Source organism: Tunturiibacter psychrotolerans (genome assembly GCF_051013365.1).
GTDB classification, from domain to species: Bacteria; Acidobacteriota; Terriglobia; order Terriglobales; family Acidobacteriaceae; genus Edaphobacter; species Edaphobacter psychrotolerans_A.
This window is the reverse complement of record NZ_CP132941.1, coordinates 5,014,903-5,029,663: the sequence shown is the minus strand read 5'-3', so window position 1 is coordinate 5,029,663 and position 14,761 is coordinate 5,014,903. Positions and strand designations below refer to the sequence as shown.

10 protein-coding genes are annotated in these 14,761 nt (G+C 54.3%); 3 read left to right on the top strand and 7 right to left on the bottom strand.

All coding sequences use genetic code 11. From position 1 onward, the window contains the following. Window positions 1–62: 62 nt before the first annotated feature. From RBB76_RS21415 to RBB76_RS21400, 4 genes are all read right to left on the bottom strand, one after another. Window positions 63–995, bottom strand: coding sequence for a hypothetical protein (locus tag RBB76_RS21415; RefSeq protein WP_429634931.1), 933 nt, complete (start codon window positions 993–995; stop codon window positions 63–65). 480 nt (window positions 996–1,475) lie between these two features. Continuing rightward, entirely contained in the window at window positions 1,476–2,150 is a 675-nt protein-coding gene (locus RBB76_RS21410; protein ID WP_433963468.1) for a phytanoyl-CoA dioxygenase family protein, read from the bottom strand. Window positions 2,151–2,357: 207 nt separating this feature from the next. Further along, entirely contained in the window at window positions 2,358–3,263 is a 906-nt protein-coding gene (locus RBB76_RS21405) for a polysaccharide deacetylase family protein (protein ID WP_433963444.1), read from the bottom strand. 761 nt (window positions 3,264–4,024) lie between these two features. Beyond that, window positions 4,025–6,397 carry a winged helix-turn-helix domain-containing protein gene (locus RBB76_RS21400; RefSeq protein ID WP_429634905.1) on the bottom strand — a complete coding sequence of 791 codons (2,373 nt, stop codon included), beginning with the start codon at window positions 6,395–6,397 and terminating at the stop codon, window positions 4,025–4,027. A gap of 209 nt (window positions 6,398–6,606) precedes the next feature. On the opposite strand from RBB76_RS21400, the gene RBB76_RS21395 reads away from it, so the two are divergent. After that, complete coding sequence (locus tag RBB76_RS21395) at window positions 6,607–7,779, top strand: hypothetical protein (RefSeq protein WP_429634904.1); 1,173 nt, start codon at window positions 6,607–6,609, stop codon at window positions 7,777–7,779. A gap of 404 nt (window positions 7,780–8,183) precedes the next feature. Continuing rightward, window positions 8,184–8,726, top strand: a complete 543-nt coding sequence (locus tag RBB76_RS21390; protein ID WP_429634903.1) for an SgcJ/EcaC family oxidoreductase — start codon at window positions 8,184–8,186, stop codon at window positions 8,724–8,726. A 412-nt stretch (window positions 8,727–9,138) separates the two neighbouring features. Here RBB76_RS21390 and RBB76_RS21385 read toward each other — a convergent pair whose 3' ends face one another. Both RBB76_RS21385 and RBB76_RS21380 read right to left on the bottom strand, forming a co-directional pair. Beyond that, a complete protein-coding gene (locus RBB76_RS21385) occupies window positions 9,139–11,772 on the bottom strand; it encodes an ADOP family duplicated permease (RefSeq protein WP_429634902.1) in 2,634 nt (877 codons plus the stop codon). A gap of 11 nt (window positions 11,773–11,783) precedes the next feature. Beyond that, window positions 11,784–12,110 carry a PadR family transcriptional regulator gene (locus RBB76_RS21380; protein ID WP_429634901.1) on the bottom strand — a complete coding sequence of 109 codons (327 nt, stop codon included), beginning with the start codon at window positions 12,108–12,110 and terminating at the stop codon, window positions 11,784–11,786. Window positions 12,111–12,847: 737 nt separating this feature from the next. Between RBB76_RS21380 and RBB76_RS21375 the strand changes: the two genes are divergently transcribed. Then, the gene (locus tag RBB76_RS21375) at window positions 12,848–13,528 is read left to right on the top strand and encodes a DUF2971 domain-containing protein (RefSeq protein ID WP_433963467.1); all 681 of its coding nucleotides are present in this window, start codon (window positions 12,848–12,850) and stop codon (window positions 13,526–13,528) included. Here RBB76_RS21375 and RBB76_RS21370 read toward each other — a convergent pair. After that, window positions 13,508–14,605, bottom strand: a complete 1,098-nt coding sequence (locus RBB76_RS21370; protein ID WP_433963466.1) for a hypothetical protein — start codon at window positions 14,603–14,605, stop codon at window positions 13,508–13,510. The genes RBB76_RS21375 and RBB76_RS21370 overlap by 21 nt on opposite strands. Window positions 14,606–14,761 lie beyond the last annotated feature (156 nt).

The window sequence follows — 14,761 nt, the reverse complement described above, 5'->3', positions numbered from 1 at the left end:
TGGCCCGACCGGGACACCTTGCGTTATAAAGACGGAGCAGGGTACTAAGGCGGTTCAGCAGTTCAAGAGGGAATGTGGATCTCTATCCCATCTAGGTCAGCGTCAGTCACCCTGATGTTTGTGGCAGCAAGCTTCCGAAGCACTTTCGTGCGGCCATCTAGCCCTGGTGGCGCGAACTCCCAGACCTCGACCGCGTAATCGCCTGACTGCACCTGATGTTCAAAGGTTCCATCCTGCTCTACCTTAGGTCCGCCACTTCCTCCCACGCCGTCAATTGTTCCCATTGTTCGCGAGAACATCACATTGATTCGATGAGGTCCTTCCGGTAGATCTCCTGTTACTTTGCCTCGAACCGTATGCCAGATCGGACAAGGAATTTGTATTTGTAATCCCGAGATCATCTTGCCGAGTTCAACGTCGAATCCTGTCGCGTCCGAGATTTCCTGAGCGTCGGGATACAGAAAATCGAAGATGCGCTGTTGCATGGCGAGGTGACGCGGTTCGGTTGGGGCAGCGTCTGCTGGCTTACGAAGAATGCCAGCGAAGCGCAGAAAATATCGAGCCGGAGGGAGGGGCGGTGAGCAGAAGGTGCCGTCGTTGGAGACTTTGTGGTCCCCCGAGTCGCTGATGTATCCTGACTCCCCCCTTCTTTCCCCGGCTCGGATCAAGGTGAACCAGCAGCGCTCCGGCGGCTGTTGTTTCTCGTCGAAGATCCTCCCGGACAGGAACCCGCCACGTCTGAGAGCGATGTGCAGGGAGGGCATGATTTCACCATGAGCAAGAATCAGACGTTCGTACCGAGGAACGTAGTTTCCATCGAAGAACGCTAGGGAGTATTCACCCTCGGGCAGGTCCGGGAACGAGAAGTAGCCATGCTCATTGAGCGCGTTGCAGGTCGCGCCAGAAACCCCGATGCGATAAAGCCTTACATCGGGCGAAGTGAGAGGTTCGCCCGTGGTTTCGTCGACTACGCAGCCACTGACGGATTGATTCATCGCTCCTCCGACGTTCGTTCCAACCGATTTTAGGAGCCGTTTCATTGGACGCACAACGAGATTTTCGGATTGACGCGAACCGTCAGCGAAGTCACCTTTTCGGCAACTGTGTGGAGAGCTGGTGTGGACGACTAGATCGAACTAGCGACCTCACTCACCCCAATCCTCTAAACTTATTTAGTTTTAGCAACTTAGCGAAATCTAACAACGCGTTAGCTAGCGGAAAAGAACCCGTCGAAACGCGTATTGGACCTAAATCGGACCCACGTTGGCACTCGCTATAATGCGACACTGACGGCAACCAGCGAGCGCTATCCTGGCTCTGGCCAAGACTACGGAACTCTTCCCCAATTTGATGAGTTCAGTTCCTAGGTGAGCGTTTAGCAGGATTAATCCCAGTGGAAGACGGAGGAACGCCAGCCTAATTCTTCGCGGCGTTAGCACCTAAGATGTTGGCGACTGGCCAACGCGAACGCATGCCTAGTCTCGGAAGGACAGGAGGTATCGCGCCAATTGGCTCATGCGGTTGCGAGTGGACGGCAGCAGGCAATTTGCGAAGTTGGAACCGGATTGTGCGCTCCGGCGCACAAAGTATCCTTGCACTGAGCGGCGTGGGTGTGTCGTCAAGTTAGCCGTGTGTCCGTGCCAGATGGACGCATTGAATACGATGAGTGTCCCCGCCTCGCCATTAGCCAGAACTTCGCCCGGCCAAGTGTCCCGTCTATCGGTCATTCGGTCGCGTGGAACATCCAGCCATCTGTGGGATCCGGGAACGAACCGCGTTGCGCCATTCTCACGTCGAAAACTATCAAGCATCAAGATAAAGCCGACGAGCGGCGCATCCTCCAACTCACGAGGTAAGTCCGAGTGAAGTTCCTGCGCCGGTGTTCCCGGACGCAGGGTGCGCGCCAACAGGGAGCTGAGCTTGAAGGGCTCGCCGACCAAACGAGCGGAGGCCTCAAGGAGGGGCGAGTAGAGAAAGATGTCGTCGAACCGCGAGCTGTAGTTGAGCAGACCGGATAGTCGGTTCGTGGTGCTTCCTTGGTTAAAGTCCGGCCCCGGCGATGATGCCATCACCTCGTCATAGTCAGCGACCAACTCCTGAAATCGCATTCTGGAATAAGGTCCGGGTATGGTGGCAAACCCTGAATCCATGAGTTGTGCAACCGTCTCGCTCAGTAATGCGTTTCCGGATTGGAATTGTTGGAAGCGAGTGTCCACCGCAGCAGCGTAACAGACTTGAGTGTGCGACAGAGGAACCGATTTGATGGACTAGTTCACTCTGCGGCACGGCACCTAAGCGCCCAGTCCGCGCGCCGGACTGCTCTTAAAGAGTAACTTCCCCAATGCGAATTATCTTACTTAGCGGCAGAGAGCCTGCAAGAGAGCAAAAGGTTTAGGTTCATGGTGAGGACGTGGGATGCCGCGCTTGAAAGCCAGCTGCTCTGTGAGGGTGTCGCCATACTTGTAGGCGATGTCTGAATCTACAGCGTAGACGGGATCAGCGGTGGCTTGTGGGAGACTAACAAAGGTGAAACCTCGGGAGCGGTACAGAGCGAGAAGCTCCGGGAGCATGTGAGCATCGAAGGCACCGACGTGCATCAGCAAGATCAGGGGAATATCACGGCCATAGACAGTCTTCGACATGGCGCGATAGTAGGTGATGAACTCGTCAGCAGTCGAGAGGTACGTGTCGTGGAGCTGTTGGAGCGCTGCCGTGTCGTTTTTGGCGAAACAACGGGCATAAGGTTCATTCCACGCATAGTCTTCGAAATCCATAGTGACTTCAGCCACACGATAGTGGTTGGCTTTGAGCCAGGTGCGAACTTCGCGGTGCTTCTCCAAAGTGTTGCCTTCATTCAAGTAGGGATACCGAAACCAGTGCCAGTCGTCAGAGGGCGCGGGCATGAGAGTGCGGAGAAGCGGCTGGTTGGCTTCGATGTCGGCGATGAACTGCGCGGAAGAGGTTTCGTTGAAATTCGGATGAGACCATGTGTGATTTGCGAGCGGCTGACCGGCGGCCCGCCACGCGCGAAGGACATCAAGGGTCTCAGGAACTTCTTCTGTTCGAACACCATTGATGAAGCCATACACGGGTGGCATGTTCTGGTGCTTCAAAGTGTCAAGGATCGATTGAGCGATCTGAAGGCGAGAGATCGAGGCTGGCTTGACACCATGAGCCGGTAGGTCATCAAAAGTGATCGCAAGCTGTTGAGCAAGAGCATGTAACGGTGTGAGAGAAAGAAACAAGCACAGTGTTTTGAGCATCCGGAGTCCATCATAAGTTTATATGGCAACTGTGAAGCCGTGGCGGGCATGTGCTCTGACTGACACGAGAGACCCATAAAGTAACGTTCGATGTAGAGGCTAGCGGACGGGATTTTATCTAAGGATTTCGTGGAAATGGCTGGTCGGCAGCGATTCAGCGCTCGGTTCCTCACGGACGAAATAGGCATTCCCTGGACTGGCTCTCAGCGCGGACACCATACGACGAGGTCGTAGATGCAAGTAATGTAAACCCGCTCTCGGAAGGAGCGGCTCTCGATTGTTGATGCACTCATCGAGAAAGGAACCGGACTGTGACTTCTATAACCCTTCAATTAACAGTGGGTTCGAGCCAACCGGAGTGGCTGTTTTTTCTTGGACTTACATGGAGCCGAATGTGCTTCCGGGAGCGCGTTCGGCTCCAATTGTTCGTAAATTTGTTCCGAGTTTTCAGTCACGTAATTCTGATGATGACCCTAGACGTAACCACGACCTTCAGGGATGTCCGTGTGTTCGTCACTAATTGACGGATCCTCATCCTAGGATCTTATAGCCGAACTGGATGATGCACACAGGCCTGCCATCGCCAACTGAAAATCCACTGTCCAATATGCCGACTCATCGTCCAAGTGAATTGGTTCTGGGTTCAACATAGTTCAGTAGCCAAAAGGCTCAGATGCAGGGCATGTTCTCTCCGCATCAAACAATCGAGAGACTCTAGTTTTAACATTGTGGAGGGGGTTAGCCTTCTGCCGAGTCCCTCGCTATCGTAACTTCATGCACTCTGCTTTTGCTTCCTCGATGATCGGAATGCCGGGGTCGGCGTCTTTCCACAGGGTCAGAAAGTCCTTATAGGCTGCACCTGCCTTTTCCTTGTCGCCGGCGAGCACATAGGCCCGTCCTAGTTGTAGCTTTGCAAGCGCACCAATCGGGTCACTTATTACTATCCCGCGGGAATCGAGTATCTTTTTGAACTCGGCTACGGCCTTTTCTCCTTGACCAGAATCAAGGTAAGCTTGACCTCGCACATAGGCCGGATAGAAAGTGCCCGAGCCCAGAAGGATTTCGGAGCCTCCAGAAGAGACAATACCGCTCTCATACGGATCAGTCGTTTGGAGCAATTCTATGGCCCTTGCTGGCTCGCGGTGATTCAAAGCAAGGAGGGCTCTAAGCGTGGGCTCATAATTGAACCTAACCTTCGTGTCCTTTGGAAAGCGCTTCAGGATATCAGTCATCAGAGTTTGAGGTTGAGAGGAATCGCCCGCTAGAGCTAGTGCGAAGGCGACTCCATACTCAACATCGCGGCTATTGGAAAGCTGGAGTGCCGCCGTGGCACTCTGCCGTGCCATCGATGCATTTCCGAATAACGCTTCCCGAAATGCGGAATCAGTTTCGTACAACGCCTCTGTTTCTCTCCGGTTCGAAGCTCGAGCAAGATCCGCCGCCCTGCGTGACATCTTTCTTGCCTCACCCAAATGACCGGAATAAGCGAGAGCGAAGCCTTCGGCGTTGGACATCCAATCTTCTGCGCCAGTTCCCTCGTGAGCCTGAGCTGCTTCAAGCTTCATCTCTGCGGGGTCGCCTCTAAGAAAGGCGATTACATATCGCTGAATAGCAAAATCGGGTATGTCTAATTTCCGTTCAGAGGCTCGTCGAAGGACAGCTTGCGCTTCATCGAGACGATTGAGGGCAACATCGCTTAAAGCGAGATTGCTATAAATGATGGCAACATCAGGATCAAGTCTGATGGCCAAGTCAGCTTCGCGAATCGACCTCTCGAAGTGTCCCCGGTTGAGCGAGATAGCTCCTGTCAAAAAGCCATGCGGCGCTAAAGCACGAGGGTACGACTGCATCCATAGTTCACAGGTTTGCTCTGCCTTCTCCAAGTCACCCTCGACTTGTTTATGGTACGAAGCCGTAATAAAGTACTTCTCTTCGTCACCTGCTCGATCTCGCAGCTCATACGCTTTGGCAGTATTGTCGGCGGAGAGTGTGGATTCACCTATATCACCGTACGCACGTCCAAGCGCCGCATACGCGATCGCGAATTTCGGATCTACCTCGATCGCCTGTTTGAAGAATGGCACCGCCGCAGTCGAACCACTCGAGAATAGAACTTTCCAGCCTGCACTGTAGGCTTTCAACGCCTCCAGTGAGGGGGTAGTAGCTTCCTCGAGTGGTGAATCATATTTCTCGAGCGTCTTTAACGATTCACCCGCTCGACCTCTGAATCTGCTGGCTATATGACTCAGAGCATTTAGAACATCTTCTTTTTTCGCGGCTTGCACCTGCTCCTCGTCAATAGTCTCTCCTGTGCGGCAATTTACAGCACGTAAACCCAATACGTACTGGCTTCCGAGGTTTGCGATTGAGCCATCTAACACAGCAGCGCTCATGGTCCGTTCACAGATTTCGCGAGCCAGCTCCGGAGTGAGACGCGCATCTGGCGGCTGTCCCATCAGAGGCAGCACATGGTGGATCCGCTCATCAGAGATGAGACTAAGGAAAGGCGATTGCCCAAGCTGTACGGCTAAGCCCTCACGGAGTGTGTCATCGAAGACCCGATCACCCGTAGTGTTCGTAAAATCGGCAAGGACGATAGTATCCCTGTCCGTAAGTTTTGAAGGGTGATGAATATACAAATTTCCCACTATTAGCAACGCCAGGGTCGCCGCAGCAACTACCGTCAAACGGCTCCTTGTTACCCAACTTGGCTTCCGCTCTTCCGTCAACTGGCCAGAGGGCAGGATTAGCGCCGAGGCCGCCTGAGGATCACCAGCCGCAGACTCTACCTCATTCTCTCTCTGAATTAGACCAACGAAACGATAGCCGAGACGCGGCAGAGTTTCTACGAATTGAGGGCTCGCAGCTGAGTCACCGAGCGCCTCGCGGACCTTATTAATGGCCCGGTTCAGACCCTGATCAAAGTCTCCGACGCTCTCAGATGGCCAAATCTTCTGCTGTAGCTCGTCCCTGGAGACCACTTCACCTCGCCTGTTCAGTAATGCCACCAAGACCTCAAACGGCTGTCCTTGAAGCTTTACCTTTCGGCCTTGCTTGAAGAGCTCGTGGGAATCCAAATCTACTTCAAAGACCGAAAACCGGATTAGACGTCCTCGTCTGGTAGAGGCATTCATGGCGGTTACTCAATGGCACAACAATAGCACCGCCCGGGAACGGGTGGCGGATGCGCAGCGCGAACATCAACAGCAAGAGATGTCCGATCTCAGGAGCAACATAACAAACTGTTTATACAGAGAGAAGAAGCAGAGCAACAAAGAATGCCCCGACCATCGACACTGCCCACACACTTATTCAGGATCTCGGTTGTAACGAAAGGAGCAACATGAGACCTACACTATTTAACCCCACCACGACGGTGAGCCTATTGGCTCTGCTCGCGATGCCGTTCCAGACAAATGCGCAAGAACAGCAAAATGCAACGCGGCCTTTACACTATCGAGTCACTGATCTAGGTACATTGGGCGGAACTTCGAGCATAGCCTTTGGCATAAACGAACAGGGGCATGTGGTCGGGGCGGCAACCTTGAGTGCAGGTGGACCTCAGCATGCTTTCCTTCGATATCGTGCTGAACTGCGGGACCTCGGCACATTGGGCGGCCTGAACAGCTTTGCCAACGGCCCCAATCTTCGCGATGAAGTCGCAATCTATTCCGAGACGGCCAATTCGGCGTCGCAGGGCGAAGACTTCTGCGGCTTCGGCAACCATCTCCAATGTCTCGCTGCCGTTTGGCGGGAAGGCAGTCTGAAGTCACTTCCTAACCTGCCAGGGGGTGACAACTCCCAAGCTCTTGGTATCAGTAATCGAGGTGAACTGTACGGGGTCGCGGAGAATCAAACTGCGGAGAAACCAGGTACTTGCGCAACTCCCTATCAGGTCTTCGACTTCGAAGCTGTCACATGGGGTCCGAAGCCGGACGAAATCAGGCAACTCCCACCGCTTCCCGGCGACACCGTCGGAGTCGCTCTCGCGATCAACGACAAAGGCCAGGTAGTCGGTACATCCGGTATCTGTTCGAACACGACGGCCAATGGTCTGGTGAATGGGCCGCACGCTGTGCTTTGGGAGAGCGACGGATCGCCCAAAGATCTTGGCGGCTTCGGCGGTCCGGTGAGCGTAGCTGCAGGTATAAACATGCGAGGCGAAGTAGTTGGCGGTGCCGTATCGTCGAAAGACGGGAACCTTCACGCCTTCCTTTGGACCAGAGATACAGGCATACAGGACCTCGGTTTGTTCGGTTCCGATTCGGTGACCGCACCAACCTGGATCGACAATCGTGGAGAAGCGGTAGGCGGTTCTTGCCCGGGCCCGATGGGGAACTGCCGCGCGTTCCTCTGGAAAGATAATACTTTCGTGGACCTCAATACTCTTCTGCCAAAAGACACTCCACTGTATCTCCTGTTCGCCTACTCAATAAACGATTCCGGCCAGATCGTTGGTCAGGCAATGACGAAGAGCGGGGAGCTCCATGCTTTCCTCGCCACCCCGATTGATTAGCGCTGCACTAACAATGCGAGTCAACTGATTACTCCTCGCTCCGACGAAATAGCAGCATCTGAACAAGTTCTTTCCCGAAAGAGGGCCCGTTGCCTCAACCAAGGCTCGGGCTCACCTTCAATATTCCCTTCTAGCAAAGACGCGAAGGGTAAGATCCTCAATTACCTGGAAAGAGCGAGTGAAAACTTCCGTCTAGTTGTTCCGCATTGCAACCGGCTATTTGCAAGCGATCCTCGACAGACAGAGTAAGCATGACCTTTGACGTGACGGGAGCTCAGGATTTCAAACGATAATCTAGCGTTTGTTCGAAATCACGTGTCGGAGCGCTTGAGATGCCGGTCCAATTTCGATCGTCTATGTGCGCGTTTGAGTGTCGAATCAATTACTACTGAGGAGGTCTCATAGTGAATCCCAAATGGATCCGCTCGGCGGCAATCGGTTTTTTGCTCGCGACATTCTTCGTGCGATGCCTAGCGAACGCCCAGAGTCAGGCCGACGAAACCGCCGTCCGAAATATTCCTCAAGAGTTTTCGGCTGCGTGGGCGAAGCATGATGGGCAGCAACTGGCAAAGATCATGTCCGAAAACGTGGACTTTGTCGACGTCGCTGGAGACTGGCTGCGTGGAAGGTCTGATTTCGCGCTTTATCATAGCCGTCTCCTTTCGGAACGTTTCAAGGATTCGAAACTGACCCCTTTGGCAACTTCCGTGCGTTTCCTCCGCACAGACTTGGCAGTCATTCACTGGAGTTGGAGAATAGAAGGTGACCGAAATATCGATATGACGCCCCGAAAGCCGCGCTTCGGTGTGTTCACGATGATCGTTGAAAAGACGCATAGGAAGTGGTTGGTTACCGTGGCGCAGAATACCAACCGCATTCCTGCTCCGAATCCAGATCCGGAGATGGAAGGCATTGAGACGGGCATCCTTTTCCCAGCGGACCATTAGAAGCGTTGACGTCCATGTCGCAGTGAAACCCAAGCGGCTGGGTTCCTGGATCGTCAGTTGTTGCAAGATAGTCTGCGAAATCCATATGCAGCTGTGGTCGCGCGCTACAATCACATTTCGTGCTGCCGTCTGAGAGAGCCAGCCTTCTCAGGGCTGCCTAGCAATGTAGCTTAGTGGTTTGGAATTAGCGGAAACGATTGATGGCGCTCGCCTTAAGTACATCTCGCCTTAGGATAGTTTAGGACGTTTTAGGATGTTCTCGACTGTACGATGATCGTGTATTGGTCGCGCCGGTTAATGTTCCGTCGCTGTCCTCACTGTTCAATGAGTGACTTAACCTGTCATCAACAACCGACAATTAGAATTGTCTTTGTAGCAACAGACACATATCAGCGTGTGTGAGCCTCAACGCTTATTCGCTGCGCAAGGCCCTTATCGGGTCAATGCGCGCGGCACGCCGTGCCGGGATCCAGCTAGACCAAAGCGCTATACCGGCAATTGAAAAAGTGATCGCAATGAATATTACGGGATCATCCGGCCGAACACCGGGTAGAAGGTTCGCGACGCCGCGCGCTAAAGCAAACGCAAGCGCCAATCCCGTGACAAGGCCTGCTCCTATCAGCCAAGATGCACTGCGTAGCATCAGGCTGAGGATGTCTTCGCGCCGCGCGCCCATCGCGAGACGCACGCCCATTTCGCGCGTGCGCTCGCCAACTAGCCCCGACATGACGCCAAAGATGCCTAGCGCGGCCAAGAATAGAGCAATGAGCGCATCAACGCCGAGCATTGCGGCGACATAGATGAGGCCAACCAGGTTTTCATGCAAGCGCCTTGTCCACGTCATCTCACCATCCATAGGCAATGACGGATCGAGCGCGACCAGCGCTTTTCGCGCCGGGATGGCCAACGCGAGCGGCTCGCCCTCGGCCATAACCGCATAAGTCGCTGAATCGAGCGGTACCTGCCGGACGCTCATATACACGGCTGCAGGTCTGGACTGGTCCCACAGGCCGTAGGACGTCTCTTCGGCAACGCCGACAATCCTCAACCAGGGCGTACGAGGCTCTGGTCGACGCAGGCGAATGCGATGACCGATGGGATTTCCGCCTGCAAAATACCGGTCTGCCAAACTACGGCTCACTACCGCAACCGGGGTTGTCTCGAGCGTGTCATTTGCCGTAAAAGCGCGGCCCTCGACGATGGGGATCTTCAGAGAGGAGAAATAGCCTTCGCTGACCGCGATTCGCTGTGCACTCTGGATTTTTCCGGGCATGGTTGGGCGATTCTCGATCTCGACATCGTTCTGCCAGATGTCGTCGCTGTAGGGTAACGACGTGGTGATTTCGGCATGGGCCACACCCGGCAGCACGCGCAGCTTCTCAAGACTGGCGGTATACCATGCAGCTTGCTTTTGCGGCGTGTCATAGCGCCTGGCCGGAAGATCGATGTTGAACGTAAGCACCTTGGCGGGCTGATACACGTCGCCGAAGTGAAGCAGTGATTCCATGCCTTTCGCCATAAGTGCTGCACCGATCACTAGTGCAACGGCGAGAGAGATCTGCGCGACCGCGAAGATGTTTCTGATGCGGCGACTGCGTCCCGAACCGGTCGCCGAACGCGACCCGGCCTTGATCTGGTCCGAGAGATTGAATCGCAGAGCTTCGAGCGCGGGAATGAAGCCCGAGACCAGCCCAGCAAATAAAGCCAATGCGACAGAAAAGACGAACGAACGCCCGTTAAGAGAGATGTTGGACCACCCCGCCATATGACGCGCCACGCTCTGCGGCATCGAGATGAGCGTTAGGCGCAGACAGAGTTCACCGAGCACAAGCCCCCCCATCGCACCGACCAGTCCCAGCAGAATGTTCTCGACCAGCAGTTGCCTCATGAGTCGCCAATGGGTAGCGCCGAGCGCGGATCGCATTGCAATCTCGGGACGACGCTCAACGCTGCGGGAGAACTGGAGGTTTGCGATATTGGCGCAGACGATCAGCAGAACGAACAACGTCGCGCACATCACGAGCTTGTAATAGAGCGGCGTGAGATCGCCGTTGATACCGTCGAGCAGCGGCTCCACTCTCGTCGACATTCCGAGATTCGTCGCCGGATAGGCAGCGGCGAGGCGTTCACCGATGGTGCGCATCTCGGCCTGCGCCCGCTCGAGGGTGACGCTGTCGCGCAGGCGCGCCGTCACCAGATAGCTGCGTCCCTGGCGGTCGTTCAGTTGCTGTGGCGTAGGCGCCAGCGGCAGAAAAACATCCGCCTCGGATGGATACTGCACCGCTCTTGGCATCACGCCGATCACCGTGTAGTCGCGATCATCAAGCCGGAGATGGCGGCCGATCACGCCGGGATCAGAAGCAAAACGCTGCTGCCAGAAGCCGTAACCGAGCACCGCAACCCCGTCGCTACCAGGCCGGCATTCACTCTGATCGAACACACGTCCTATAAAGGCCTGCGCGCGCAATATGGAGAAAAAGCTAGCCGAGGTCAGCGTAGCCTCGACGTGTGCGGCATCACCGGCCCCAGTCAGGCTCATATCATTGCTGGTGCGAATCGCAATATCCTGGAAGGAATTGTTCTGACGCTTCCAATCTTCGTAGTTTCCGAGAGCGACCTGTCGCGGGCCGCTACTGTCCTGCTCCGAAAGGACCACCACCCGATCGAGCCTGGGCACTGCCAATGGACGCACCACCACCGCATCCATGCAGCTGAAGATCGCTGTGTTCGCGCCGATACCAAGCGCAATTGTCACTGCGGCAGTAGCCGTGAAGCCTGGCGACTTGGCCAACTTGCGCCATGCATAGCGAATATCAAACAGGAAACGATCGAGCCCCAGCGCCATATCGGTCGCCGCGATATTTTCGCGAGTCGCGATTGTGTTGCCGAAGCGTACCAACGCATTGCGCCGCGCCTGTTCGGCCGACATCCCGCTGGCGACGTTGTCATCTGTGCGCATTGCAATATGTGCTTGCAACTCGGCATCGATATCTCTGTCAATGCGGTTGCGGCGAAAGAGATTGCCAATCCGGCAAAATAGGGCCATTGCATTTCTCCTCAGGCGTAGCGCAACACGGCGCGCACGCCCTTAACTAGTTGATCGAAACTTTCTTCGGCCTGCTGCAACTGCATGCGGCCCTTTGCAGTGAGCTTGTAGTACTTGGCGCGACGATTCGTTTCGGAGGTTGCCCACTTAGACTCAATCCAACAGCTCTGTTCCATGCGGTGGAGCGCAGGATAAAGTGAGCCCTCCTCGACACGCAGAAGCTCATTCGACACCGACTGAATATGAAGCACAATCCCATATCCATGGAGTGAGCCACTATGCGCAAGTGTTTTCAAAACGAGAAGATCAAGCGTCCCCTGAAGATCTGTTTTCGCCATCCTATACCCCTAGTCGGCTTGGTATAGACAGACTGTAGGCATAGCGGGCTATGTATGTCAAGAGGCGAGTGGGCAGAAACATGTCGATTTCGGGTGATACGCTTAGCGTAAGATCGCCAACGCACTTATCGAGGATGATCCGATTGTGCTTCTAAAGCCCTTCGATTAACAGTGGGTTCGAGGCCACTGGAGTCGCTGCGTTTTCTTGGATTTACGTGAAGCCGGATGCGCTATTTGGAGTGTATTCGGCCCCAATTGTTCCTAGATTTGTTCCGAAGTTCTCAGGCAGTGCTTCCCTGCCCACTCTAGTCTCACTATCTCCTCAGCTGTTCTAATGACTCTGCGTTACTAAAAATTCAATCCTTACATCATTGCACCGCAGTGGATCGTTTGATCGGCTGCAAATTTGCGCAATAACGAGCTACTACTACATCACCTAGAGGCCAGGGCACAGCACTCACAGGGCTAATAGTCAGTCCGCCAGTCCCACACTGCAGACGTTTGAGAACTTGCAAAATGGTCCGTGGAGAATGCACTCAGTGACGGCAAGAAAGAAGTCTGAGCGACTGTTCTGATCTTTAGTCGATACCGATGCCAAAATTTGTCGGAGATAACATGGAAGGTTTAGAAGAATTTATCAACCACAAGCCGAGCAGCCACTTTATCACTACACGAGCGCGAGTGGTCTGATTGGCATTCTGAAAGCGGGGCAGCTTTGGGCTACGAGCCATCTCCATTTGAATGACCGTAAGGAATACAAAATTGCAGCCAAACTCTTGAAGGTAGAGATCGAGAAAACCAAACTAAAGAGCCATGAACGGCGATTACTTTTAGGACTGATAAATCAAGCGCAGCAGGCAAGCTTCATCTTGTCCTTCTCAGAAAGAGGGGATCTTCTAAGCCAGTGGCGAGCATATTGCTCAGAAGGACACGGCTACTCTTTAGGCTTTTCTCAACATCATGCCGTCTTTAGGAGCGCGAAGCAACACTCTTTCAACCTCATCAGGTGTGAATACGACCCGACAAGACAACGAAAGCTCTGCAAACAACTTATCGCCAATTTTGTTGAACGGTATTTTGGCTCTGCCGAGTATCGAGGTAGTGAAGACATGGCCGACCGGATCAAGGCATTTTTCAACCGGTATCAGTGGCAGTACACCCTTGCGCTTCTTAGCTCTTCGCTTAAGCATAAAGGATTTGCTGAAGAGGAAGAATGGCGTTTGGTTAGCCAGTACCCCGATGATTTGATTCCAAACTTGGAATACAGGGTTGGTCGTTTCGGCGTCACGCCTTATTACAGCTTGCCAATCATTGTCGGAGACGAACAGAAACTGATCGATAATTGCAATGACTCTCTTAAGTATGGCAAACAGGAACCTGCATTGAAGCCAGGTATATTAGTTGCCAGCCGAAGCTGAGTAAGCCGTGTCGCGGTAGTAGGTCGGCTTCCATCGCAGTACGTTGGCGGCCGATTTGCAAGGTGTCATCCAGAACAACGCCGTCAGGTAAAGGCGGTTCTTTACACGAGCATGAATCTTCGGCATGAGGTAGCGATCGACCGCATCCTCGCCGACGTTCCAACCGAAGCCGTACACCGGGGTGATTACGAAGTCTTGAAAACCTGTCTCATTTGTCGTCCGTCCCAGATGGGCGACATAGTAGGTGTTCCGCCCGCTGTTGCCGATCGAAGCCTCGCTCACCGGCCCAACTTTCCATTGCGCGCTGTACACTGCCGACCACGCCATTGCCTTCAACCGGCTGCGCCAGTAGTTGCCATTGTTTTCGAACGCCAGCGCGCGCGCCTTGGGATCATTCTGCTCGAAGATGCTGCTTGTAATCGCCCCCATCATCGGATGGCCGATGTCATGCACAATAAATGTCGTATCGTCGGACCACTGGTACCAGCGATAATGCTCGACGCAGTACACATACGTTGACCAGTAAGGATTTGACGTGAGGTCGTTCCGGGTCTCCGTGTCAAGGAGAATGTTCCCCGAATGCTGTGCTGTGAGCCATTCGAACGACTGCCACAGAATCGGCAGCCAGTGTACCTTGCATGGCTTTCCGCGCATTCTGCCTGTTTCGCAACCCTCGCTCAACTGCTCTCTTGCCAACTCTCGATCCGCTGCGGGCACCTTTGTCGCGTCAGTGTCCGCACTTAGGAACATCAAAGGACTGGCCGGAAATTTTGAGGCAGGAATGCCCCTGGCTTTCCCACTTGGAGGAGACCCCGCTGCACCCTCGATCTCGACCATGTTTGGGATCGGAGCGTCAGGAAGCGAGACGAACGGCGCACCTACGTCATCCTCATCCATCTCAGTGACCTCGGCAATCCACGCAACGACAGATCTATTGGGCGCGTTGTAGTGATCGAAGGCGCTGATCTTGTCGAGAATGGCGGTTAACACTCGGCAGTCGCGCAGATGCAATGGGACAGTTTTCTGGACGGGGAATTCCAGGACGGACGATTCGGTGGAGTCGTTGAGGGAGGACATGTTGATCCTTTGGGTGGGATTGGGTGGTGCAGTTTGGTGGGAGGTGGGCCTCTCGGATGAGCCGCGCCACTGGAAGCGAAGGCTTATCGCGGCGGATTCCTTGCGTCGCCTCCGCTTGTCCAGATAATGGACGGGCTTATCGCTGCCTGATCATTG

What these genes read in the sequence shown, in the direction of transcription:
- RBB76_RS21395 (WP_429634904.1), top strand. Translation starts at nt 6,607, where the DNA reads ATGAGACCTACACTATTTAACCCCACCACGACGGTGAGCCTATTGGCT.
- RBB76_RS21400 (WP_429634905.1), bottom strand. Translation starts at nt 6,397, where the DNA reads ATGAATGCCTCTACCAGACGAGGACGTCTAATCCGGTTTTCGGTCTTT.
- RBB76_RS21405 (WP_433963444.1), bottom strand. Translation starts at nt 3,263, where the DNA reads ATGCTCAAAACACTGTGCTTGTTTCTTTCTCTCACACCGTTACATGCT.
- RBB76_RS21415 (WP_429634931.1), bottom strand. Translation starts at nt 995, where the DNA reads ATGAATCAATCCGTCAGTGGCTGCGTAGTCGACGAAACCACGGGCGAA.
- RBB76_RS21385 (WP_429634902.1), bottom strand. Translation starts at nt 11,772, where the DNA reads ATGGCCCTATTTTGCCGGATTGGCAATCTCTTTCGCCGCAACCGCATT.
- RBB76_RS21370 (WP_433963466.1), bottom strand. Translation starts at nt 14,605, where the DNA reads ATGTCCTCCCTCAACGACTCCACCGAATCGTCCGTCCTGGAATTCCCC.
- RBB76_RS21380 (WP_429634901.1), bottom strand. Translation starts at nt 12,110, where the DNA reads ATGGCGAAAACAGATCTTCAGGGGACGCTTGATCTTCTCGTTTTGAAA.
- RBB76_RS21410 (WP_433963468.1), bottom strand. Translation starts at nt 2,150, where the DNA reads ATGGATTCAGGGTTTGCCACCATACCCGGACCTTATTCCAGAATGCGA.